Genomic DNA, 24,108 nt, shown 5'->3' with positions numbered 1-24,108 from the left:
CGGTGCGAAGGCTTTGCGCGACAACCGACTGTAGGTTTGCCAATATCACGCAACAAGCGAAATCTGCGCATGCGCACCATGTCAAAAACTCATGCGAGCGATGCGTTCAGGCGGTCGTCCTTCAGGCAGGAGAGCGACATTCAATACCCGCTACATACCCCACCTCAGCGACGGCGTGTGCACCGCGCTATCCCAATGTCTTAGCATTTCGTCGTTCATCACGCACAACGTAATCGAAGCGCCCGCCATTTCGAGCGAAGTCGTCAGCGAATCGACCTGCACGCGTGCAATCTTCAGATCACGCTGTTGCAGCCACAAGCGCGTGGAATTGAACAACAGATAGAGTTCGCCGAGCGGCGTGCCGCCCAGCCCGTTGATCAACACCAGCAGTTCCGCACCGGCAGGCGGCTTGAGATCCGCCACAATGGCCGTCAGCAGTTCTCCCGCAATCGCGTCGGCCGCGGCGAACCGCGCGCGCCGCCGCCCCGGCTCGCCATGTATCCCGACACCGACTTCGATTTCGTCGTCGCCGATCTTGAACGTGAGCGTGCCCGCCGCCGGCACCGTGCAACTGGAGAACGCAACGCCCATCGACGCCGTATGCTTGTTGATCCGGTCGCCGAACGCCTTGCATTGTTCGAGGTCCGCGCCGCTTTCGGCGAGACTCCCCACCAGCTTCTCGACGATCACGGCACCCGCCACGCCGCGCCGCCCTGTCGTGTAACTGGAATTTTCGACGGCGACGTCGTCGTTGATGAGCACCATCGCATTGGGCAGCTCCGACATTTCCGACGCCATTTCGAAGTTCATCAGATCGCCCGAATAGTTCTTGACGATAAACAGCGTGCCCGCGCCCGTATCGACGGCCTGTGCGGCAGCCATCATCTGGTCAGGCGTTGGCGACGTGAAGACCTGGCCCGGACACGCGGCGTCCAGCATGCCGTAGCCGACGAAGCCAATGTGCAGCGGCTCGTGCCCCGACCCGCCGCCCGAGATCAACGCGACTTTGCCCGGCTTCAGGGTCTTGCGCCGCACGAATACGGGTTCCTGATTGAGCACGACGAGATCGCTGTGCGCGGCGCCGAATCCGGCAAGGCTCTCGACCAGAAAGTCGTCGACGTGATTGATGAATTTCTTCATGGTCTCCGCTCCTTCTACGCTCTGTCTTGCGCGAGCCGCGCACATACGGCGTCGATCATCAACTGGCTCGACCGCGCGCCCGGATCGATGTGACCTCGTGAGCGTTCGCCGAGAAACGATGCGCGCCCCTTGGTCGCGAGCATGTCGCGCGTCGCGAGCATGCTCTGCTCCGCGACTTCCGGCAGGGTGTCGAGGACGACTTCCGGCGCCGCATCGTTGTCAGCCAGTTCCGCCAGGCGCGACGCCACGGGAATCAGCACGTCCATCATCGTCTTGCTGCCGATACCCGCCTTGCCGCGCTGCGCAACGGCATCGACACCCGCGGCGAAAATGCGCGCCGCGTCCTGCACGTTGGTAACGTCGCCCCTTTCCGCCGACGCTTTCGCCATGCCATGCAACAGCGAATAGAACAGCGGCCCCGACGATCCGCCCACCGTCGACAGCAGTTTCGACGCAGCGAGATCCAGCGCAGGTGCGAATGCTTCGGCTTCGATATCGGCGCGCAGGCCGAGCAGTGCATCGGCGCCCCGCAACAGGTTGAAGATGTGATCGCCGTCGCCGATCTGCTGATCAAGCGCGGCGATCTCCTCAGTGTGTTCCTTTAGCGTGGCATGCGCAGCCTCGATGCACGCCATGACCGTTGTGCCGTTCATGCCGGAATCCTCCTGCCGTCGGAACGAAAATAAAGAAGGCTGCGCGGCGGCAGTGACACGCCGACCGTTTGCCCTGGCGTGAAGTTGCGTTCTGTCATCGTGGTCGCCACGATCGCCGTGCCTTCGCGGTCGAGAATCAGCAGATGCCGCAGCGGCGAATATTCGAGCACGCGAAGGTTGAGCCCGTCGCGTGTATCGGCGCCGTGCAGCACGATGTCTTCCGGGCGAATCGCGACGGTCGACGTACCCGCCGGCATCGCCGCCGGATCGAACAGCGCGGGCGGCAGCAGGTTGATGGGCGGCGAGCCGAGCCGTTGCGCCGCGCTGAGGGACGCCGGGTTGCCATAGACTTCGCGCGGCGTGCCCATCTGCACGATGCGACCGTGCTCGAGTATGCCGATGCGATCGGCAAGCGTCGTGGCCTCGACCTGATCGTGCGTGACGTAGATGATCGTTGCGCCGATGGAGCGATGCAGCCGCTTCAGTTCGATGCGCAATTCCTCGCGCAGTTTTGCATCGAGCGACGACAAGGGCTCGTCCATCAGAAACACTTTGGGTTCGCGCACCAGCGCGCGGCCAATCGCAACCCGCTGCATCTCGCCGCCTGACAGATGCGTCGCCATGTTGGCGAGTTTCGACTCGATATGCAGCATCTGCGCGACTGACCGGACGCGCGCGCTGACTTCCGCCTCGCTCGTGCGCCGCCGCGGCGAGCGCAACGGAAACGCCAGATTGCCGAACACCGTCAGATGCGGATAGAGCGAATACTGCTGAAAAATGAACGCGACGTCCCGGTCTGCGGGATGCATGTCCGTGGCCGCTTCGCCGTCGATGAATATCTCGCCTTCGTCGGGCCGTTCGAGGCCCGCGATGAGCCGCAATGTCGTCGTCTTGCCTGCGCCGCTCGGTCCGAGCAACACGACGAACTCGCCCTCGTTCACGTCGATCGACACGTCGTCCACCGCGACGATATCGCCGAATCGCTTCGTCACGTTGTGCAGGCGAATCTCAGACATAGGCGCCTCCGCTGCCATTTCCGTTAAAGGCCATCTGGCGTGCCGCGCCGGGCAGCAGCTTGCCGCTGTCCGCGTCGTACAGCAGTGTGCGTTCCTTGCGAAGCGACAGCCCGACCTGCGAGCCCGCCGCGCGCCCCTCGTCCTTCCCGACCCGCACACGCACGATGCCAAGCGCGGTCTCGACGACGAGAATCTGATGCGAGCCGAGATATTCGTCGGCGATCACACGGCCGCGCAACGCGCCGCGCTCATCGATCATGACGTGCTCCGGCCGCACCCCCACCAGCGCCTTCGCGGCCGATCCGTCGGTACGCGGCACGGCCACAGCCGCACCGCCCAGCGAGACCTGTTCCGCGCCCGCCGGAACGCCGCCGTCCACGGCCAGAAAATTCATCGGCGGGCTGCCGATGAAGCTGCCGACGAACACAGTCGCAGGAAAGTGATAGATCTCATGGGGCGACGCGGATTGCAGCACTTCTCCGCGATTCATCACGACGATGTCGTCGGCCATCGCCATCGCTTCGCTCTGGTCGTGCGTGACATAGACGGTCGTTGCCGTGAGCGCGTTATGCAGCTTGCGCAATTCAAGGCACATCAGTTCGCGGAAGTCAGCGTCGAGCGTGCCGAGCGGTTCGTCCATCAGAAAGGCCTTCGGATGGCGCACGATGGCGCGTCCCAATGCGACGCGCTGACGGTCGCCGCCCGACAGTCCACCCGTCTTTCGGTCCAGCAGATGTTCGATGCGCAGCATGCGCGCGGCCGTATCGACGCGCGCGCCTATTTCGCGGCGCGAGATACCCTCGTTCTTCAGCGGAAAGGCGATGTTGTTGCGCACCGTCATATGCGGATAGAGCGCGAACATCTGGAACACGAATGCGATGTCGCGCTGACGCGCTCGCAATGCCGTCACGTCTTCGCCGTCGATCAGGATCTGGCCCGACGTCGGCAGTTCGAGTCCGGCGATCATCCGCAACGTGGTCGTCTTTCCGCAGCCGGACGGTCCGAGCAGCACCACGAAACGGCCGTTGCCCACCGTGAGATTCGTATCGTGCACGGCGGTGAATTCGCCGAAGCGCTTGTGGAGACTGGAGAGAACGATCGTCGACATGGCTCAGTCCGGGAAATGGCTCGTCACGACAAAGGCCAGCGCGCCCACCAGAATCACAGGAAACGACCACGTATAGAGGTCGACGGTGAACGGTTGCACGAGCATCGCAATGCCCAGACCGATGAGTGCCATCGACGCGCCTTCCCAGTAGCGTTTGCGAAGGAAGCGCCGCCGCGGCGTGGCAGGTAGGGCTTTCATTTGCGCACCGCTCCAAAAGTGATGCCGCGCAACAGATGCTTGCGCAGCACGACGGTGAAGATCAGGATCGGCAGCACGAACAGGGTGGTGGCAGCCGCAACGGCCGGCCAGTCCTGACCGCCCTCGCCGATGATGAACGGAATGAACGGCGGCATCGTCTGCGCGTCGCCGCTGGTCAGCAATAGCGCGAACGCGTACTCGTTCCACGCGAAGATCAGGCAAAAGATCGCCGTGGCGGCAATGCCGGTGATTGCTTGCGGCAGTACCACCTTGATGAAAGCCTGCATGCGCGTGTAGCCGTCTACGAGCGCGGCCTCTTCGTATTCGCGCGGGATCTCGTCGATGAAACCCTTCAGCAGCCACACCGCCAGCGACACGTTCACGGCCGTATACAGCACGATCATGCCGAGATACGTATCCGCGAGTCCGAGCGCGCGGTACATCAGGTAGATCGGGATCGCGACGGCAATGGGCGGCATCATCCGCGTCGACAGAATGAAGAACAGCAGATCGTCGGCGAGCGGCACCTTGAAGCGCGAGAACGCATAGGCGGCAAGCGTGCCGAGAAACACCGCGAGAAACGTCGAACCGAAGCCGATTACCAGTGAGTTGACGAAGCGCGGCAAGACCTTCGACGGTCCCGCAATCACCATGTTGCGCTTGCGCACATCGCGGTCATACCAGGCCGTTGCGGGCGGCAGGCTCGCGATGAACTCCGGCGTCTGACGCGAGCGGATCGTGAAGAGGTTCACATAGCCTTCCATCGACGGCTGAAACATCACGACGGGCGGATAGGCAATGGCGTCCTCTTGCGTCTTGAAGCTCGTCAGAATGATCCACACGATCGGCAAGGTCGCGATGAGCGCGTACGCGATCACGATGGCGGCGGCAAACGTCTTGCTGCGCGGCGTGGCAGCCACGACCGATTGTTGAAGGGCAAGGTCTGTCATCGCTGTTTCACCTTGTTGAGTGCCTTCACATAGATATTCGCAGCGCCGAATACGACGACGAACAGGATGATCGCGAGTGCGGACGAATAGCCCGTCTGCCACTTCTCGAACGCGGCGCGCTTGAGCGTGATCGACACAGTTTCCGTCACGGAACCAGGACCGCCCGACGTCAGCAGATTCACCATGTCGAACATCTTGAAGTTCTCGATGCCGCGAAACAGGATCGCGAGCATCAGGAACGGCAGCGTCATGGGCAGCGTGATCGACCAGAACTGGCGCCACGGCGAAGCACGGTCCACTTCCGCCGCTTCGTAGATGTAGTCGGGAATCGAGCGGAGGCCGGCGAGGCAGATCAGCATCACGTAGGGTGTCCACATCCATGTATCGACCATCACGATGGTCCATGGCGCGAGCGGGACGTCGCCGATCATCTGGAACGAACTGGGCGGAATACCCGTGAAGAAACTGACGATGTCGTTGAACAGACCGGTTTGCGGCTGCAGCAGGAAGGTCCAGAAATTGCCGACCACGGCGGGCGACAACATCATCGGCAGCAGGATCAGCGTGGTCCAGAAACTATGGCCTTTGAACTGCCGGTTGATCAGCAGCGCGAGCCCAAACCCAAGCAGAACTTCCAGTCCGACCGACCAGAATACGAAGCGCGCGGTGACCTGCATCGCGTACCAGATGTCTTCGTCGGTGAGAATATCGGTGTAGTTGTCGATGCCGACATTGCGCGCGGGCACGCTGGGCATGTTCGACTTGAAATTCGTGAACGACAGGCGCAATGCCCAGATCAACGGAAAGATGTTGATCGCGAGCAGCAATACGATGGTCGGAAGAATGAACAGCCACGCGATCATCCTGTCGGACAGCCCGCGCTGGCGCACAGCCGCGCGCGGCTGCCGTTTCGGCTGCAACCCTTCCGGAGCAAAAGGCTTGTTTGCCAACATGCCGACTCCTTTTCGCGGCTTAGCGGGGATGACCCGCCCGCTAATCCGCGAGCCGAGATATTTTGATTGTTAATGCGTCTCTACTTTCCTTCCGCCTTGAAGACCTTGTTCCAGTCCTTGACCAGCAGATCGAGTGCTTCTTTTGCCGTGCCTTTATCGGCAACCACATAGTCGTGCACACGCTTCTGCATGTCGAGCAGCAACTCGGCGTAGGCGGGTTCCGCCCAGAAGTCCTTGACGATCGACATCGACTTCAGGAAGGCAGGCGCGAATGGTGCGCTCTTCGGAAAGTCCGGGGCATCCACGACCGACTTCGCTGCCGAATAGCCGCCGAGTTGCCACCATTTCTTCTGCACATCGGCTTGCGCGAACCATTTGATGTATTCGAGCGCATCCGCTTTGTGATCCGAGTACGACACGACGGAGATGCCCTGCCCGCCGAGCTGCGTGAACTGCTTTGCTTCCTTCGGATTGACGAAGAAGCCGATCTTGTCGCCGCCGACATTCGGATCCTTGTACAGCCCCGGGAAGAACGCGAACCAGTTCATCTGCATCGCAACCTGGCCGGACTTGAATGCGTCGAGTCCTTCCTGCATGTACGCGTTCGTCATGCCAGGCGCCGTGCAGCATTTGTACAGTGCCTTATAGAAATCCAGCCCCTTGATTGCGCCGGGTGAGTTCACATAGCCGTCGAGGTGATATGGCTTCTTGGGGTCCTGGTATTCGAAGCCGAAGTTGTAGAGCATGTTCGTCACGCCCATCGTGATGCCTTCCGAGCCGCGCTCGGTGAAGATATACACGCCGTACACGGTCTTTCCATCGATCTTCCGCCCCTGGAAGAACTCGGCTGTCTGCTTGAGTTCGTCCATCGTGGTTGGCGGTTCGAGCTCGCGTTTGTATTTCTGCTTGAACTCGGCGCGCAGTTCAGGTCGCGCAAACCAGTCTTTCCGATAGGTCCAGCCCACAGCGTCCGCCATGGCTGGCAACGCCCAGTAGTTCGGCGTGTCCTTCGGCCATTCCGCGTAGCCGACAACGGTTGCCGGCACGAAGTCATCCATGGAGATCTTGTTCTTCGCGAAGAAATCATTCAGCTTCACGTAGTGACCATTGACGGCGGCTCCGCCAATCCATTGGCTGTCGCCGATGATCAGATCGCACAGTTTGCCGTGTGAATTGAGTTCGTTGATGAAGCGGTCCGCGTAGCTCGTCCATGGCACGAACTCGAACTTCATTGCAATGCCGGTTTTGGCCGTGAAGTCTTTCGATAACTCGACGAGTGCATTGGCGGGGTCCCATGCCGCCCAGCACAATGTCAACTGCTTGCCCTGGGCGTGCGCCGCCGATCCCAGGCAAAGTCCCAATGATGCGAGGACGGCCGCGACTACCCTTGCTGACGTAAGACGTAACATTTGTCTTCTCCTTGTCTTTCTCGGGTCTCCAACCTGATGACGGGCAGCGTCCATGCGCCGGACGCCGTATTCGGGCTCCGGCGGATTCAGAAAACTGTCCGCGTGTCGCGAGCGTCAGGCATGCGCATTCTCACGAAGATAAATCCGGGTTTCGGGCGTCGGGATGTTGAGCACTCCCCGCACGTCGTTCAGACAATTGATGGCCGCGAGACCCGCCCAATGGACGATGCCGCGCACATCCTGATCGAGGATCACGTCGATGGCGCGCTCGGACAATTGCACGCGCGTCTCGGCCGTACATTCGTGACCGATCAGAACGACGCGCGCCTTGTCACCCGATTCCTGCAACGCGGACGCAATGCCGGAAATGCCGCCGCCCGTCACATACACGCCGACCAGATCCGGGTGCCCTGCCATCAGGCCTTGAACAGCGAGACCGGCGCTATCGTCGTCTTCGGCGAAATCGGGTTCGGTGACCCAGCGCAGGTTGCGAAAATCCTCTTCGAGAACCTGTGAGAAACCGGTGCGGCGCTCCAGTTGATCGTGCAACCGTGACGATGCGGACAACACCGCGACCGTGCCAATACGAGATCCGACGAAACGGCCCATCAACAGCCCGGCGGTGCGTCCCGCAATGCGGTTATCGACGCCGACGTAAGCCGCGCGCGCACTCGATGGCAGATCGGAGAACACCGTGACGACGGGCATGTTCGCGTCGGTCATGTCCTGGATCATCCGCACGACCCACGGGTAATCGAGCGGCACGAGCACGAGTGCGTCGTAGTCGGTCAACTGCTGGGCGAAGGATGCGGCGTCTCGCTGGTTCGACAGGTCGCATCGATAAAACGACGGGACGATGCGATGCTCGCGAAAGAAGCTCGCCGACAGCGCGATATCGCGCTCGGCCTGATCGAGAAAGCGGGAATTGATTTGAGGCAGAACGAATGCGACCCGAAATGACGTCGCTTTTGCCGGACGACCGCGACTTGCACGCTCGTCGCGCAATGTCGCGAGAGCGAGATGAACGCGTTCGGCTGTCTCCGGGCGCACACCCTGGTCGTCGCGCAACACACGATCGACCGTGGCGACGCTCACGCCGGCGCGACGCGCAATCATCATACGAGTAGCCGGCATGGGTCTCCTCCGTTGCCGAGCCAAGACACATTTTGTTTATTGAAAATAGTTTTTCCAGCGAAGAATGCAAGGTTTTTCGTTGAGTTAAATGCGTCATTCTTGATGACGTTGCCTTGCAAGGTACTTCGCTGCGTAGCGAGGGAATCAACTATTGCGCAGACGATAAGGAGCGGTCCGCAAAAGGAGAATCATTTGCGCTCCTAGTCTCGTTATCGCCGTGCTCACGCGAGCCGTCTATCCTGTATGAAACTCTGCGGAAAGACGGGAGCTGTCATGCAAGCCGATCCAAAAGTCATTGAACATCTGAATGCCGAACTGAAGTACGAATTGACGGCCATCAACCAGTACTTTCTGCATGCACGCCTTTACAAGCATTGGGGAATGGAAGGACTCGGCAAACACGAATATGACGAGTCGATCGAGGAAATGAAGCATGCCGACAAACTGATAGAACGAATCTTCATGCTCGACGGCTTGCCCAATCTGCAGGATCTGGCCAAGCTTCTCGTCGGCGAGGATACGCTCGAAGTCCTTCAATGCGATCTCAAACTCGAACAGTCCGCCCAGGCCCATTGCAAAGAGGCGATCGCTTACTGCGAGTCAGTCAAAGACTACGTGTCGAGGATGATCTTCTCGGAAATACTCGACGACACTGAAGATCATATCGACTGGTTGGAGGTTCAGATCGCCTTGATCGACAAGGTTGGAATCCAGAACTATCAGCAGTCGTCCATGGGTTCACCTGGTTGAATCGCGAGTCCGCGCTATTGCATATCGCGGTGAGGCGTGAGGTGGTTGCGCAAGAAGCACAGGAACGTCGCGTTACTCAGAGCCGCTCAAGCGCGACACTCACCGGGCGGATCTTCCAGATTTCCCGACAGTACTCGCCTATTGCGCGATCGGAGGAGAACTTACCCGAGCGTGCGGTGTTGAGGATAGACATACGGGTCCAGCGCCGCACGTCGTGCCATGCGTGGTTCACGCGCTCCTGGCAAGCCACGTAATCCGCGTAGTCGGCGAGCACAAAAAATGGGTCGGCGTGCAGCAGATTGTCGACGAGCGGTCGGAACATATCCCGGTCGCCGCGCGAGAAATGCCCGCTGACAATCAGATCCAGTGCGTCGCGCAATTCGCTGTTGCCAGCCCCGAAATCTGCCGGACGATACCCGTCACGCCGGAGTTGATCCACCTGAGAGTCGGTCATACCGAACAGGAAAAAGTTCTCCTCGCCGACCTCCTCACGGATCTCGATGTTCGCGCCGTCGAGTGTACCAATCGTCAGTGCGCCGTTCATCATGAATTTCATGTTGCCCGTACCCGATGCCTCCTTGCCCGCAGTCGAGATCTGCTCGGACAGGTCCGCTGCCGGATAGATGAACTGTGCGTTCTTCACATTGAAGTTCGGGTAGAACACCACTTTGAGCCGTCCGTTTATCAACGGGTCGTTGTTCACGACTTCCGCCACGCCGTTGATCAGGCGAATGATGAGTTTGGCCATCGCGTACCCAGGCGCCGCTTTGCCGCCGAATACGAAGCAGCGCGGTGCGACATCGAGTTGCGGGTCGCGGCGCAGACGCTGATACAGCGTGACGATGTACAGCGCGTTCAGGTGCTGTCGCTTGTACTCGTGAATGCGCTTGACCTGAATGTCGAACAACGCGGCAGGGTCCACTTCGACGCCTGTCGTGCTTCGAATGTGCTGCGCGAGAATCGCCTTGTTCGAATACTTGACGTCGCGCCATTCGTCGAGAAAGCCCGGGTCTTCGGCATGCGATTCGAGGGCGCGAAGCCGTGTGAGGTCGGTCGCCCATCCCTCGCCCACCGTCTTGTCCAGTAACCGCGCAAGCCCAGGATTGCTGAGCAGCATGAAGCGACGTGGGGTGACGCCATTGGTGACGTTTGTGAAGCGCTCGGGCCACAGCTGTGCGAAGTCACGCAGCACCGTCTGTTTGAGCAGCGCGGAATGAAGCTCTGCCACGCCGTTCACGGCATGGCAACCGACCGTCGCCAGATGCGCCATGCGTACCTTCTTCTCGCCAGCCTCGTCGATCATCGACATCCGCGCCACGCGTGCATCGTCGCCGGGATAACGTTGCCGGACCTCGTCGAGAAAGCGCCGGTTGATCTCATAGATGATTTCGAGCAGGCGCGGCAGCAGGTTGCGAAACAGCGGCAGGCCCCAGGTTTCGAGCGCTTCGGGCAGCAGCGTGTGGTTGGTATAGGCCAGCGTGCCGCGGGTAATGTCCCATGCTTCGTCCCAAGGGACCCGTCGCTCGTCGACCAGCAGGCGCATCAGTTCCGCCACGGCGATTGAAGGATGCGTGTCGTTCAGCTGCACCGTGAACATGTCGGCAAAGCGCGCGATGGGTTCGCCCTTGATATCGAGCAGGCGCAGCATGTCCTGCAACGAGCAGGAAACGAAGAAGTACTGCTGCGCGAGGCGCAGCCGCTTGCCGGCTTCGGGCTCATCATTGGGATAGAGCACCTTGGACAGCGTTTCGGAAATCACCTTTTCCTGCACGGCCTGGTAGTAGTCGCCGGCGTTGAAGTCCTCCAGATCGAAGGACTCGACGGCTTCGCTCTTCCATAGGCGCAGCGTGTTACAGGTGTTGACCCGGAATCCGAGCATCGGTGTATCGCAAGCCACACCCTTGACCATGTGCGCCGGTATCCAGCGCACGCAGTAGCGGCCCTGCGCATCGTTCTCGCTCTGCGTGTGTCCACCGAAGCGCACGTAGTAGGTCACGTTGGGGCGCACGATCTCCCATGGGTTGCCCTTCTGCAGCCACTTGTCGGTGGCCTCCACCTGCCGGCCATCGCGGATCACCTGGTCGAAGATACCGAACTCGTAGCGTATGCCGTATCCGACCGACGGTATCTGGAGCGTGGCCAGCGAATCCAGATAGCAGGCGGCAAGCCTTCCGAGTCCGCCATTGCCGAGTCCCGGCTCTTCCTCGAGGGCGATGAGCGCGTCGAGATCCTGGCCGAGTGACTGCATGGCAGCACGCGCTTCGGCCTCGATGCCCAGGTTCACGAGATTGTTGCCGAGCTGTGGTCCGATCAGGAACTCCGCAGAGAGGTAACACGCAACCCTCAGCTCGCGAGCAGCATAGGTCTGGATCGTAGCGGCCCAGCGCGCCAGCATGCGGTCGCGCACGCTGTAGGAAAGCGCCATGTACCAGTCGTGCGGCGTAGCGATGGCCAGCGGGCGAGCCTGCAGGCAGATGAGATTGTCGAGCACGCCGCGCCGCAATGCGTCGGGATCCAGCGCGCTACGCGCGGAGTCGCCGCAGTTGGCGTTGGCGCTCATGTCGGCAGCCATGGTCTTGCCCTCCTGTTTTTGCGCGACCGCTCCAAACCCGAGGGCAGTCTCACATTCGCTGCGCTACCCAAGGAGATAGGCGCACACGAAGGCAGCATACGTTACACCATGCGTATTTCAAGGCAATGGCCGATTTATCGCGGTTCGTTCATATGATTAGGCGCGATTCAGGCAGCACTGCGACGCTGCGACGTCGAATCCGGATCATGGCGAACACATCTATGTACTGCCCGATACGTACTCCACTCGTCTTCGTTTCTACCAGCATGAAAGACGATTCGCAGCGTGGGTGCTGCGCTGCGGAGCACCAACGCGTCCACCATCGGATCAACCCTGCGAGATGATGGCCAAGCGATAAATATCCGCTGGATTCAGGATGGACCGTGGTGCGCCGTGACGCACCGCATTGAGCATGGCGTCGCCGACAACCGACGTTGTCAACACATGCTCAGGCGAGATGCGGCGGGCCAGAATCAGAAACGGCTTGAGCAGGACATACATCCATCGATACACGGCGGTGCGCGACCGGATGCCGTCCTCGGGAATGATGGCGGCGGGCCGAAAAATCACGACTTGCCGAAATGAGAGCCGCTGCAACGTGTTCTCGGTTTTTCCGCGGATGCGGGCCCACATGGTCTTGCCCTGCTCGCTGCTGTCGGCGCCAGCGCCAGATACGTACACCATCGTCATCGCAGGGCTTATGCGAAGCAGTTCTTGCGCGACATGAAGCGTGAGATCGCAGGTCACCGCGCGATACGCCGCCTCGGACATACGGAAGGACGAAACACCCACGCAGAAAAAGCACGCATCGACGTTGGAGAAAACGTCGCCCTCGGCTTGAAAGCGCTCCAGATGTGGCGTGATGACGACCTTGAGTCGTGGATCGTCGTAACCTTGTAGCGCACGCCGGCTGATCACGATGATCTCGGTGACGTCGCGTGCCTTCAGGCACGCTCGCAATACGCCTTCGCCCACCATGCCGGTTGCGCCGATCAGAACAATACGCATCGTCTTACTCCGGGGGCATGATGCGGCCCAACCCTCGGGACGCACCGCTAATCAACCAGACTTTGAACATGATCGTTTAACCCTTGATATACGCCGGGATGACGCATCGGCATTGAAGACGTGAAAGCTCGTCACTCGGGTATGAAGCCGGACTTACCTTCGAACATCACAGACCCGGCGAGATCCTTTTGCGCGCGCAGCGCGGCCAGACTCCGGGTATAGCCCGCTTCCAGCACAGCATAGGCATCGCCGCCGAGAACGGTGCGCAGCGGCGGCTCCGGCATCTGGCTGATCGTATAGATCGCTTCAGCCATTCTCACCGGATCACCCGAAGCATCTGTTTCACCGTTTTCCTCGATCCATCGACGCAGCCTGGCAACCGTGCTGTCCTTGTACTGGTCGAGTTGCGGCGTCCAGCGGATATTCGCCACGAAGCCCGTCTTGATGGAGCCCGGTTCGATAATGATGGTCTTGATGCCGAACTCGGCGACTTCCTGGCTGACCGCTTCGGCGAAGCCCTCCAGACCGAACTTCGCAGCGTGATACATCGAGCCTCCGGGGAACGCGGCCCGTCCGCCGACGCTGCTGAGATGGATGAACGTGCCGCCCTGTTTCGCGCGCAATGCGCCGAGAAACGCCCGCGTGACGTGGATGGGCCCCAGCAGGTTCAGCGCGATCTGCTGCTCGATATCGGCGTCACTCATTTCCTCCATCGCGCCGAAAACCGCGCCGCCCGCGTTGTTGACCACCACGTCGACATCGGGATGACGTGCTGCGGCCGCCTGAACCTGCTCGCGATCAGTCACGTCCACCGACTCCACTTCGAGCAGGTCAGCATAGATCTGTTTCAGTGCCCGCATTCCCTCGATGCGACGCACCGCTGCAACCACGCGATGCCCTTGCGCCAGCGCTTTTTCCGTGAGGGCGAGCCCCAGACCGCCGGAGGCTCCCGTGATGAACCACTTCTGACTGGACATGATGTCGTTCTCCTTTCGCAAACCTGGTGAGTACGCGTTAATGAGCGCCCAATCACTCATTAATTGCATAAAAAAATTACGTCGTGATAGCGCGCCACAGCACGCGAAAGCCGAGCTTCCTTTGAAGCGCAGCGTCCTTGGGGTGCCTTTCGATATGTTCGATCGTCGTGTCGGCAATGTGCTCGATCAACGACGACAGAAAGCTGATCGGCGCATCGACCAACACGCCGTCGCGTACGCCATCCTGCATCATCTGCGCGACGGCCAGAAATCGCTCGATGCCCTGTGAGCGCGTGTCGTCCGATATCTGCCCCGAACCCGCAAGCCGGACGACAGCGAACCGCGCAGCCGGATTGGCCAGTCCCCAGTTCACGTACCGTTCGAACACGTGCTGCATGCGCTGCATGTAGTCGGCTCCCGTGGGATAGTCAGGCATCACGGCGTCGGCCAGCCCGCGCTTGAGGTGCAGATACAGTTCCTGGAACAATGCTTCCTTGCTCTCGAAGTACGTGAACAGCGTGCCCTCCGCCACGCCGGCGCCCCGCGCGATGCTCGCCGTGGAAGCCTGCACGCCCAGTTCAGCGACGGCTTGCGTTGCGGATTCCAACAGGGCACTACGTTTTTCGGGACTCAACGGACGGGCCATGAACTGCCTTAAATGACTGATTACTTGCTCAAGTATAACGATCTATTTTGAGATTGGCAATCGTCGAAGAGGACAGCATGCGGCTTTGTTCCTGCCAGACGCTGCTGCCACCGTGGTCATTCGTATCGACGATACCTGTATCGATCAATCCGTAAAGGCACTCCAGGACGTGTGCATGATCCCCGTCCATCCAGCAGCTCTAGATAACGCGCGCTCATTTGACAAAGAATTAATGGAAGATCCGCCGGCACTGTAATGGCTAGTCACGCATCGAATAAGATCCACTTTGCACTCGCGCATCCGCAGCGTCGCGATTCTATGGGTATCGACATTGCAGTTCATCGAAAGAATTGCAGCCTTCCCGTAAAGATTTCATAAACGATTATCGAAAGTAATCGAACCGCTTCTCACTCTGCGCAACATTGCAGCGAATAGCCGCATCACGACACCCTTGCGACATTTCGAATGTGCGTCGTGAACTAACTCCAACTCCGGACGAAAGCAGCTAGCCGGATGACATGACACGATCGTGTTCGCATTCATTTCGCGCGCGTGACAATGCTCGACAACAGTCGCACCCTACCCGGAGCCCTCGCGCAATTTAAGGTAGTCTGTCCGGAACGGCTCAGCAGCGGCGGGTAGACAGATTTACTCCGCCAGTACGACGATGCTTATAGCGACCTCATGGAGGGTATTGACTGTGACTACGAAGAATGGCGGTACGCTGTATATCCTGCAAGCACGTCCACCGGCGATCATCGCTCTATCACCGGACGGTTCACACGAGGTGATCATCGCGAACCTTACGCGCACACCCGACGGCATCAAGGTCGATGCTGAAAGCCAGATGGTCTACTGGACCAACATGGGAACCGGCATCCATCTGGTCGATGACGATCCGGCTTCGGGCGCAGTTCCTCCGAACGACGGCACGATCGAATGCGCGAAGCTCGACGGAAGCGAGCATCGTGTACTGGTGCCTTCCGGTAAGGCCGGGACACCCAAGGAACTGGTGCTGGACAAGGAAGGCGGCCACCTTTACTGGTGCGATCGCGAAGGCATGCGAGTCATGCGCGCGCGGCTGGATGGCAGCGAGGTGACGGAACTCGTCCGCACCGGGAATTTCCCCGAGGATACGGGCGACGCGACTCGCCATTGCGTAGGCATCGTATTGGATAAGGCGAACGGGCACGTCTACTGGACGCAAAAGGGACCACCGGATGGTGGAGAGGGCCGCATCTTCAGGGCGGGGATCGAGTTGCCGCCTGCCGCGACACCCGATCGACGCCCGGACATCGAATGTTTGCTGGCCGATCTGCCCGAACCGATCGACCTCGATATCGATCACCGCGATAGCATGCTTTACTGGACGGATCGTGGCGACGATACGCATGACGGAAATACTTTGAATCGCGCACGAATCACGGCGTCCGGGCTGGTTGATCGCCAGGTGCTCGCCCACGATCTGAAAGAGGGGATTGGCGTGTCTCTGGACCCACGTGGGCGCCGCGCCTTCGTGACCGATCTGGGCGGCAACGTGCGCGAGCTGGACATCGATACGAAGCAAACGTCGCATTTCACCACCGTTGCGCACTTAGGTGTTCTGACCGGTATCGACTACGCCGACATTTGAGTCGCATCCCAAAGACTGCCCGGGACGTATCCGGCAGTCTTGTCACGCTAGCGCCCATTGAGCCTCGTCGACCGCGCCACGCGCTACCAGTCGTCCTGTCGACCGGGCTCACCCGCAAGCCTCGAACAATAGAACAAAGCGTTCGGCGAAGAGCGAGCCACTCTTATTCCATTGCGACCTGTCGCGATAAAGATCGATGAATGAGCGAGATCGACACGTCGTAACGGAACGCGCGCTACCTGGCAGTCACGTCACGGCCCTGTCACGGACAGATAGGCGGCGACCTGTTCAATCTGCTGTTCGTCGAGTTCAGCAGCAACGGCCGTCATCGTGCCCGACTTCGGCGGCGCGGACTTCGCGCGCGCCTGGAATTCGTGCAACCGTGCGATCGTGAACGCGGACGGCTCGCCCGCAATCGACGGGAATCGCGCGCCATCGCCTTTGCCGCCTGCGGCGTGACAACTGAAACACGCAGGAACACTAGCGCCCGCGCCCTTCTCCGCCAGTTGCCGGCCCGCCACCACGAGCGTTTGCGAAGGCGGCGGAGAAACCTTCACGATCGGCGGGTTCTGCTCGGAGAAGAACATGGCAAGCGCATGCATATCGTTGTCCGTGAGGTTCTGCGCCACCGCCTGCATCGGCACACTGATGCGCGTGCCTGCCTTGAACATCGACAACGCGTGGGCAAGGTACTGCGGATCCTTGCCCGCGAGTCGCGGCGCGCCGGACGCTTCGCCGGCACCCAACGCGCCGTGACACGCGACGCAAGTCGCGATCGAAGGAATCTGTGTCGGTGTGGCTCCAACCGCAGCAATGGCATTGCCTTGCGCGAAGCCCGCACTCGCGAATGTGCCTAACGACACGAATATACCCAGTTGTGCACCGCCTAACAGGATACGCGCGCAAAACGAAACCTTTCTTGCGCGCCACGCGCTCCTGTCCGGGACGCTCGCATTGAACAACCTTGCCCTTTCCAACATCGGTCCTTTCTCCGCTGAAAGCCATGAAGTCGCCCCTTGAATGGGAGCCAGCATGAGTCGAGCGTACCTCAACCCGGATGACTACCACGTTGGATTTGTGCCAGATGTCCAATTTGTAATCTGAAGGCAATGTACTCGTTATATGCCAGGCGACGTGTGCTTGAGTCGTGCGCACTTTCTTAAGCAAAACCGTCGCGGATCTTTCAACCTTGAGCAATCAGATTTGCTTACGACTTTCCAATTGCGGCTGCTTCTTGAATTAATGATGTTTATTTTCTATTCCTAAACGTATGGCAATCAGAAACACGTATCCATTATCTATTCTTGCGAAATCTTCTCTTTGCGCGAGACACATGTGTCCAAGGCATCGACTCGCCGACGTAGTGTTCGCGGAAACGAAAGCCGCCATGAACATTCGCAATTTCGGCAGAAAAATACATCGACCCTACTAAACGATCCATCTTCTGATTTGCGCCGAAGGGCTAACTTATGACCGATGCGTGCTTGCGTAATTCTGGATAGCGGGTTGACGCTGGTGCGCCGCTGACCGATATTGGCAGTCTGCCCCGCTCCGTTTTCTATTCGTCTTATCTTATTGCGATCGCGGTATCGGTTCGCACCATGGAGCAGTTGCATTCATACGGGGGAACACTTAACGATGGACGCGCAAACCGCTCGTCGCCCGATTTTTTTGACCACGTGCGCGCATTGCGGCGGTAGGTTATCCGAGCCTGTTAATTTTTGTCCACAATGCGGAGCGCCTGCGAGGCTAGCGTCCAGCGAACGCACCTCGACGACGAAACCCAACGCCGCAACGGCATCCAAAACGGCAAGCGCTACAGCCGCGCGTCCAAACGTTGCGCCCGGGGGCCACATGTGGAGGTCCCGGCTGACGTCTTTCGTCCGACCGGCCGTTGCCGACCCGGATGGCGACGCGCGTTCACCTTCGCCATCGCCAGGCGGTTTCCGTGGTTGGCGTATGAAAACGGGGGTAGCACTCACTCTGGTGGCATTAGTCGTGCTTTGCGCCGCAGTGGTATTGGTTCACCGCCATAGTGGCTCCGCCGATGGAGAACCGGTAGCGGCATCGAACACAGTGCAAGGAAGCGTAACGGCAAATGGCACGAGCGAGGCGCGGCGGACCGCGGCCGCAGATGCGCCCGCAATGGCGCGAGGCTCGGCGAACAATCCAGCAATAGCGCAAAACTCGACAACGACAACAGAAACAATGCCTGCACCGGTCGCCGTGCCTGAACTGGCCCAGCCTTCGACCGCGACGCCACAGCCGTCACAATCAGTCTCCTCGCAGAGTTCGGTTTCGAACAGCGGGAGAGATAGCGACAAGAATCACAGGCTGATGGCGCTCGCACTTGCGCGAGCACACAGCGGTCTCGAGAAAAACGACCTGCGCATGGCGCGCTCGGGCGTTTTTTGGGCGCTTTCATTGCAGCACGACAATAGCGAGGCACTCATGTTGAAGCAGCAGTTGCTTGCGCGGGAAAGGGAGCGTAATTCGCCAGTCGACGCGACGCGCGGCTCCGCCAAGGCTGCGAGCCCGACGGACTAAATTCCACCACGGCCAAAAGCGACAACGGATCAATAGTTTTCTTGAAGGGCGAAAGGCGGCGATTTCGGCGAACGCCTCCGTCCTTCGTCCTCCAGAGGCCGTCGTTCGCTGATCGATGCTCACAGCGAGCGCCCTGAGATGACCGACCTGAACGAAAAGGCGTACCCTCGGTCTTATGTTATCTCCACCGCCCAGTCACTGGGATCGGTCCCTAACCGCCTGGGGATCAAAATGAAACGTACAGTTATCGCGATCGTTCTGGTCGTAACAGCGTCGACGGCGTTTGCTCAATCGACCCGTGGCGTCGCTACGATCGCGCAGCCCGCCAACAACTCGCTCCAGTTGCCAATCAGCCATTCCGCCGGCCTGCCGAACGGCCGATGGGTTCCGCCCTATGCCGGGCCGACCCCGGCCAGGACTCCCGCACAGGTTTATCAGCAAACCGTGCATGCGGAGGTAGACGGGCAACTTGCACATCTCAATTCGATGGCGGCAGGTCGCCACTAGCGTGCCAGCTGGAGCCCCGTTTGCCACAAGGTGACCCGGCCGCCGTACACGCCACCAATGAGCAACATTTAATATGGATAGCGAATCATCGACAATCAGGTTCAAGCTATTTGAAAACGATTGACGGCTTCACCATCAGCGATTCACCCTCGACGCCGCGATGTTGAATCATCCGGAGATGCCGGTGGAACCGAAAGACCGCGAGAAGCGTTAGAGCATCAACCGCACGGCTTCTGGCTCGTCCGGTTCGAACCAGTCCGGGTTGAGCTGCGCCACTGGCCCGAGCGACACCAGAATCTCCCGCAAATGCGCGCGCATCGCGTTTTCCGCGGCATCGGGATCGTGCGCCTTCAGCCCGCTCACGATCAGCGCATGCTGCTTGATCAGCAAGTCGAGCGGCGACACTTCATGCAGGCTCAGATAGCGCACACGATCCATCTGCGCCTTGATGTCCTGGATCGTCTCCCACGCCGCAACGCAATCGATGGACTGTGCGATCAGGAAGTGAAACTGCTCATCGCAGGCAAGAAACGCGGCTGTGTCGTTGAGCCTGGACGCAGCCTTCTGCTCGCGCAGATTCGCGGCAAGTTCCGCCAGTTGCGCATCGGTGATAGCCACAGCCGCCTTGCGTACGACGGCCGCCTCGATGGCCTCGCGAATGAAACGCCCTTCGCGCACCTTGCGCGGGGAGATCCGCTTCACGAAGGTGCCGCGCTGCGGCAACACCTGCAGCACGCCGGCCTCGACGAGCTTGATGAAGGCTTCGCGCACAGGCTGCCGCGACACCTGAAACATCTCCGACACCTCTTTCTCCGAAAGCGGCGTGCCGGGCGCGAGCAGCCCCGTAAAGATCGCCTCGCGCAACGAGCGGAATATCTGCTTGCCGATCGGTTCGTGCGATTCGACGGACAAACCCGTCAGCGCACCGCGCAGCGGCGTTTTTACTTCGCCGTCGGAAACCGCGCGGGTCTGACTCGTGACGGGTGCAGCCGTCAGCGTGGCGGTTTTCTTCTCGCGCCGCGTCGCGGGCTTTGGGCTTGCAATTTTCGTGTCCATACCGGGTAATCGAAGACTAGTATCGTCAAACTACCATACTAGTTTACGCTCTGCCGGGGCTTTTTGCGACTTGGGCTCGCGGATGAAAACCAGCGCACACAGCGCGCCGATCACCGCGATCGCCCCAGCCAGCACGAACGCGCTGCCGTACGCGCCGTGCGTCGCCTGTACGATGAAGCCCGTCACGGCCGGTCCGATCACACCCGCGAGATTGGCGAGCAGATGCACGAAGCCGCCCACGCCGCCCACGTTCTCGCGGCGCACCGTATCCTGGATCACTGCCCAGTAGACCGAGCCGGTGACATACAGGAAGAAGATCGAAACCGACATCAGCGCCACGGCGCCCTGCATGCTCTGCACGCGTCCGGCGAAGCCCACGCATACGGCCGCCGCGCCGAGGCACACCGACAGCACGATCCGGCGCGACAACAGCGGCTTGCCCGTCAGGCGCAGGATGAAGTCGGTGATGAAGCCGCCTGCCGCCAGCCCGATGCTGCCGAGCACCCACGGAATCACCGTCGCGATGCTCATGTCGTGCAGCGACATGTGATGGGCTTCCGTCAGATAGGTCGGGAACCACGACAGAAAGAAGAACAGCACGTAGTTGTAGGAGAAGAACGCCAGCGCGGTCGCGAGGATGATGGGTTGCTTCAGGTAGAAACCGAGTCCCGTCTTCTTGCCCGCAGGCGCATGTTCCATCGACGAAGCCTGCTGCTGGCCCGCGACGATCAGATCGAGTTCAGCCGGCTTGACGCGCCTGTTCTGCTGCGGATGCTCGGTCGTGGCAAGCGACCAGAACACGAGCCACGCGAGGCCGAACACCATGATCGCGACGAACGCCCAGCGCCAGCCGAACTGGATCGCCATATAACCGACCACGGGCCCCGCAAGCGCCCCGCCGAGCGGCGTACCCGAGCTGATGACGCCGATCGCGCTCGCCACTTCGCGGCGCGGAAACCAGTTGTTCACCATCTTGCTATTCGACGAACTGAACGGGCCTTCGCCCATGCCGAACAGCACGCGCAGCACGATCAGCGAAAAGAGGCCGCTCGCGAGGGCCGTTGCGCCGCAGAAGATCGACCAGATGCCCATTGCGCCGCCAAACACTTTCTTCGCGCCGAATTTGTCGGAGGCCACGCCGCCGATGAAGTTGAACAGCGCATAGCCGATGAAGAAACTGCTGAACACGATGCCCATCTGCGCATGCGAAAAGTTCAGGTCTTTCTGGATCAGCGGCGCGGCAATCGAAAGCGCTGCGCGGTCGAGGCAATTGATGACGCCCGCAAGAAACAGCAGGCCGACGACGAACCATCGCTGGCTCTTGATCATGGTGTGTGTCTCCAGTGCTCCGCCTCTTTGTCTGCCCGGGCGGTTCATGTGGAAAAGTTAGTCGAAGTTCAGATGAACCTTCATCGATTGCGTGCGGTCATGCGCGACTTCGAACGCACGGTTCGCTTCTTCGAGCGAGAACGTGTGCGTCATCAGCGGGCGCAGATCGATCTTGTGCGCGCCGAGTTCTTCGGCGGCGACGGCGTATTCATCGGTGAAGCGGAACGAGCCCTGATAGCGAAGCTCCTTCGACATCACCAGATTCGCTGCCACGGGTGACTGTCCCGCCGGCAGATTGCCGACCTGGATGACCGTGCCGCCCGCGCGCGCGGCGCGTAGTGCCGTGTCGAGGCCCGCCGTGCTACCCGACGCTTCCAGTACCACATCGAAGGTGCCGCGCTGCTGCGCCCACTGATCGATGCGGGCCTGATCGTTGGCGAGCACGGTTTCGTCGGCGCCGAGTGTCGCCACCATCTGCAACGCTTTCTCCGCGAGATCGAGTGCAACGATGCGGTGCGCGCCCGCGCGCTTCGCCACCGCGAGCAGAATGCAACCGATCGGTCCACAACCTACCAGCAGCACCTTCGCCCCAACCAGCGAGCCGGCCAGGCGCAGCGCATGCAGCGCCACCGCGAGCGGCTCGGCCATCGACGCCTGCGCAAAGTCGAGTCCATCCGGCACGGGCACGCACTGATGCGCGCTCACCGCGATGAACTGGCGGAACATGCCCTGCATGTGCGGAAACGTCGACGCGCTGCCCATGAAGCGCATGTTCAGGCAATGATTCGGCATGCCTTTGACGCAGTATCGGCAGACGCCGCAGTTGAGCCCCGGATTCACGGCGACGCGCTGCCCGACTGCAAGGCCGGTGACGCCCTCGCCGAGCGCCGCGACTTCACCCGCGACTTCATGACCCAGCACGAACGGCTCGCGCACCGCGAAGTCGCCGCTCTTGCCCTTGAAGTAGTACGAGAGATCGGAGCCGCAGATGCCGCCGGCGCGCACGCGAACCTGGACCTGACCGGCTTGCGGTTGGGGGGCATCGAGTTCATCGATGAGGAGTTTCTTCGGTTCGTGGAGAACGGCTGCAAACATGGTCGTGATCCTGTATCGAGGTGCTGCCGTATCGGCGTGCTTGTTGGCGTGCTATTGGCGCGCAGCGAAAGCGGCCGATGCGTGTGCTTCGTGCGAGGCTGGCTCGCGTTGCGGCGCGCCCCAGTCGTGGAGATCCCCGCCGCGTCGCGCGGGAGCGGTTTCGGGTAGCAGGAAAATGCAGACGGCCGAGACGATCCCGAGCAACGCCACATAGATGACGAGCCCGATCGAATTTCCGTGCGTCGCCTGAATCAGTTTGACCGCGACGAGTCCCAGCACGCCGCTGCCGATCAGCGATCCGATCTGCCAGATGAGCGCAATGCCGCTGCATCGCACGCGCGCTGGAAAGAGTTCGGGGAAAAGCGACGCCTGAGGCGCATAGCACAGGCTGTGACCGACCGAGATCGCGAGAATCATCGCCGCCTGGATCGCGAGGCGGTTGCCGCTATCGACGGCATGGAACAGCGGCACGACGAGCAGCACCTGCAGCACGGCCCCCGCGATGAACGTCGTGCGCCGGCCGATCCGGTCCGACAGCGCGCCCGCCAGCGGAATCGCGAGTAGCTCGAGCACGACGGCGACGATGATGGTCTGCAGTAGCAGGCTCTGGCTGATGTCGTGCGCACGTCCGTAGGCGAGCACGATCATCGTGTACATCGCGAAGGTGCACGCCTCGATCAGCTTCGCGCCGACGCCTTTCACGATAGTCGGCCCGAACTGCTTCACGACCTCGACCACCGGCCGCGACTCGACGGCCTTGGTCTCGCGGATGCTGGCGAAGATCGGCGACTCTTCCGTACGCAGCCGGATATACAGGCCAACCACGACCAGCACGATGCTGCCCAGAAACGGCAGACGCCAGCCCCAGTCCATCAGTTGCTCATGCGTGAGTGTGGCGGTCAGCAACGCGAAGAGACCCGACGGAATCAGAAAGCCCGCGGGTGCGCCGAGCTGCACGAGACTCGCGAAAAAGCCGCGCTCGCGCGGTGGTGCGTACTCCGCTGTCAGCAACACCGCGCCCGCCTGCTCGCCACCCACACCAAAGCCTTGCAGCACGCGAATCAGAATCAGCGAGGCAGGCGCCCAGACGCCGATCTGCGAATAGTCCGGCAGCAGGCCGATCGCGAACGTCCCCAGTCCGACGATCAGGATCGTGACGATCAACGCCTTCTTGCGTCCGATGCGATCGCCGAAATGCCCGAACACGATGCCGCCGAGCGGCCGTGCCACGAACCCCACGGCGTAGGTCGCGAATGCCGCGAGCGTGCCGATCAGCGGATCGCTCGACGGGAAGAACTTCGCACCGAACACGAGCACGGCAGCCGTGCCGTACACGAAGAAATCGTAGTACTCGGCGGCTGTGCCGATCGTCGATGCAGCGGCCACGCGCCGCAGCATCGCACTGGTTTTCTTGTCTGCCATGCCTG

At 60.6% G+C, this 24,108-nt stretch carries 22 protein-coding genes; 4 read left to right on the top strand and 18 right to left on the bottom strand.

Going from position 1 to position 24,108, the window contains the following annotated elements:
* Nucleotides 1–150: 150 nt before the first annotated feature.
* The 9 genes from dhaK to H1204_RS19030 form a co-directional block, all read right to left on the bottom strand.
* The gene (gene dhaK / locus H1204_RS19070) at nt 151–1,140 is read right to left on the bottom strand and encodes a dihydroxyacetone kinase subunit DhaK (RefSeq protein ID WP_035996361.1); all 990 of its coding nucleotides are present in this window, start codon (nt 1,138–1,140) and stop codon (nt 151–153) included.
* 14 nt (nt 1,141–1,154) lie between these two features.
* Complete coding sequence (gene dhaL, locus H1204_RS19065) at nt 1,155–1,793, bottom strand: dihydroxyacetone kinase subunit DhaL (RefSeq protein ID WP_180732261.1); 639 nt, start codon at nt 1,791–1,793, stop codon at nt 1,155–1,157.
* Nucleotides 1,790–2,809, bottom strand: a complete 1,020-nt coding sequence (locus H1204_RS19060; protein ID WP_180732260.1) for an ABC transporter ATP-binding protein — start codon at nt 2,807–2,809, stop codon at nt 1,790–1,792. Before H1204_RS19060 ends, dhaL begins: the two co-directional genes overlap by 4 nt.
* Nucleotides 2,802–3,917, bottom strand: coding sequence for an ABC transporter ATP-binding protein (locus tag H1204_RS19055; RefSeq protein ID WP_180732259.1), 1,116 nt, complete (start codon nt 3,915–3,917; stop codon nt 2,802–2,804). The genes H1204_RS19060 and H1204_RS19055 overlap by 8 nt, the downstream gene beginning before the upstream one ends.
* A 3-nt stretch (nt 3,918–3,920) precedes the next feature.
* A complete protein-coding gene (locus tag H1204_RS19050) occupies nt 3,921–4,115 on the bottom strand; it encodes a hypothetical protein (protein WP_180732258.1) in 195 nt (64 codons plus the stop codon).
* A complete protein-coding gene (locus H1204_RS19045) occupies nt 4,112–5,065 on the bottom strand; it encodes a carbohydrate ABC transporter permease (protein WP_180732257.1) in 954 nt (317 codons plus the stop codon). The genes H1204_RS19050 and H1204_RS19045 overlap by 4 nt, the downstream gene beginning before the upstream one ends.
* Nucleotides 5,062–6,018: a sugar ABC transporter permease gene (locus tag H1204_RS19040; RefSeq protein ID WP_180732256.1), complete on the bottom strand. Its 957-nt coding sequence runs from the start codon at nt 6,016–6,018 to the stop codon at nt 5,062–5,064. The genes H1204_RS19045 and H1204_RS19040 overlap by 4 nt, the downstream gene beginning before the upstream one ends.
* A gap of 80 nt (nt 6,019–6,098) precedes the next feature.
* Nucleotides 6,099–7,427: an extracellular solute-binding protein gene (locus H1204_RS19035; RefSeq protein WP_180732255.1), complete on the bottom strand. Its 1,329-nt coding sequence runs from the start codon at nt 7,425–7,427 to the stop codon at nt 6,099–6,101.
* A gap of 114 nt (nt 7,428–7,541) precedes the next feature.
* Nucleotides 7,542–8,561 (bottom strand): LacI family DNA-binding transcriptional regulator, encoded by a 1,020-nt coding sequence (locus H1204_RS19030; RefSeq protein ID WP_180732254.1) that lies wholly within the window; start codon nt 8,559–8,561, stop codon nt 7,542–7,544.
* Between the two features lie 273 nt (nt 8,562–8,834).
* Here H1204_RS19030 and bfr point away from each other — a divergent pair, with 273 nt between their 5' ends.
* Entirely contained in the window at nt 8,835–9,311 is a 477-nt protein-coding gene (bfr, locus tag H1204_RS19025; protein ID WP_180732253.1) for a bacterioferritin, read from the top strand.
* A gap of 76 nt (nt 9,312–9,387) precedes the next feature.
* On the opposite strand, the gene H1204_RS19020 is transcribed toward bfr, so the two are convergent.
* From H1204_RS19020 to H1204_RS19005, 4 genes are all read right to left on the bottom strand, one after another.
* Nucleotides 9,388–11,883, bottom strand: a complete 2,496-nt coding sequence (locus tag H1204_RS19020) for a glycogen/starch/alpha-glucan phosphorylase (RefSeq protein ID WP_180732252.1) — start codon at nt 11,881–11,883, stop codon at nt 9,388–9,390.
* A gap of 327 nt (nt 11,884–12,210) precedes the next feature.
* Nucleotides 12,211–12,891, bottom strand: coding sequence for a semialdehyde dehydrogenase (locus tag H1204_RS19015; RefSeq protein WP_180732251.1), 681 nt, complete (start codon nt 12,889–12,891; stop codon nt 12,211–12,213).
* 131 nt (nt 12,892–13,022) lie between these two features.
* Complete coding sequence (locus H1204_RS19010; protein WP_180732250.1) at nt 13,023–13,868, bottom strand: SDR family NAD(P)-dependent oxidoreductase; 846 nt, start codon at nt 13,866–13,868, stop codon at nt 13,023–13,025.
* A gap of 76 nt (nt 13,869–13,944) precedes the next feature.
* On the bottom strand, nt 13,945–14,475 hold the full coding sequence (locus H1204_RS19005; protein WP_243468723.1) for a TetR/AcrR family transcriptional regulator: 531 nt from the start codon (nt 14,473–14,475) through the stop codon (nt 13,945–13,947).
* An 826-nt stretch (nt 14,476–15,301) separates the two neighbouring features.
* Here H1204_RS19005 and H1204_RS19000 point away from each other — a divergent pair.
* Nucleotides 15,302–16,147: a hypothetical protein gene (locus H1204_RS19000; protein ID WP_243468722.1), complete on the top strand. Its 846-nt coding sequence runs from the start codon at nt 15,302–15,304 to the stop codon at nt 16,145–16,147.
* A gap of 251 nt (nt 16,148–16,398) precedes the next feature.
* Here the strand turns inward: H1204_RS19000 and H1204_RS18995 are convergent, their stop codons facing one another.
* Nucleotides 16,399–17,010, bottom strand: coding sequence for a c-type cytochrome (locus tag H1204_RS18995; RefSeq protein ID WP_243468721.1), 612 nt, complete (start codon nt 17,008–17,010; stop codon nt 16,399–16,401).
* 1,096 nt (nt 17,011–18,106) lie between these two features.
* Between H1204_RS18995 and H1204_RS18990 the strand changes: the two genes are divergently transcribed.
* Both H1204_RS18990 and H1204_RS18985 read left to right on the top strand, forming a co-directional pair.
* Nucleotides 18,107–18,694 carry a hypothetical protein gene (locus tag H1204_RS18990; protein ID WP_180732247.1) on the top strand — a complete coding sequence of 196 codons (588 nt, stop codon included), beginning with the start codon at nt 18,107–18,109 and terminating at the stop codon, nt 18,692–18,694.
* Nucleotides 18,695–18,832: 138 nt separating this feature from the next.
* Entirely contained in the window at nt 18,833–19,201 is a 369-nt protein-coding gene (locus tag H1204_RS18985; protein ID WP_243468720.1) for a hypothetical protein, read from the top strand.
* 210 nt (nt 19,202–19,411) lie between these two features.
* Here the strand turns inward: H1204_RS18985 and H1204_RS18980 are convergent, their stop codons facing one another.
* From H1204_RS18980 to H1204_RS18965, 4 genes are read right to left on the bottom strand one after another with little or no spacing between them, the layout of a single operon-like run.
* Nucleotides 19,412–20,257 (bottom strand): GntR family transcriptional regulator, encoded by an 846-nt coding sequence (locus tag H1204_RS18980; RefSeq protein WP_274608231.1) that lies wholly within the window; start codon nt 20,255–20,257, stop codon nt 19,412–19,414.
* A 30-nt stretch (nt 20,258–20,287) separates the two neighbouring features.
* The gene (locus H1204_RS18975; RefSeq protein WP_180732246.1) at nt 20,288–21,586 is read right to left on the bottom strand and encodes an MFS transporter; all 1,299 of its coding nucleotides are present in this window, start codon (nt 21,584–21,586) and stop codon (nt 20,288–20,290) included.
* A 57-nt stretch (nt 21,587–21,643) separates the two neighbouring features.
* The gene (locus H1204_RS18970) at nt 21,644–22,681 is read right to left on the bottom strand and encodes an L-idonate 5-dehydrogenase (RefSeq protein WP_180732245.1); all 1,038 of its coding nucleotides are present in this window, start codon (nt 22,679–22,681) and stop codon (nt 21,644–21,646) included.
* Between the two features lie 51 nt (nt 22,682–22,732).
* Complete coding sequence (locus tag H1204_RS18965; RefSeq protein WP_180732244.1) at nt 22,733–24,103, bottom strand: MFS transporter; 1,371 nt, start codon at nt 24,101–24,103, stop codon at nt 22,733–22,735.
* Between the last annotated feature and the right edge of the window lie 5 nt (nt 24,104–24,108).

This window comes from Paraburkholderia sp. PGU19 (assembly GCF_013426915.1).
Lineage (GTDB): Bacteria > Pseudomonadota > Gammaproteobacteria > Burkholderiales > Burkholderiaceae > Paraburkholderia.
Note: the sequence above shows the minus strand (reverse complement) of the source record. Positions and strands in the feature narration are given on the sequence as shown.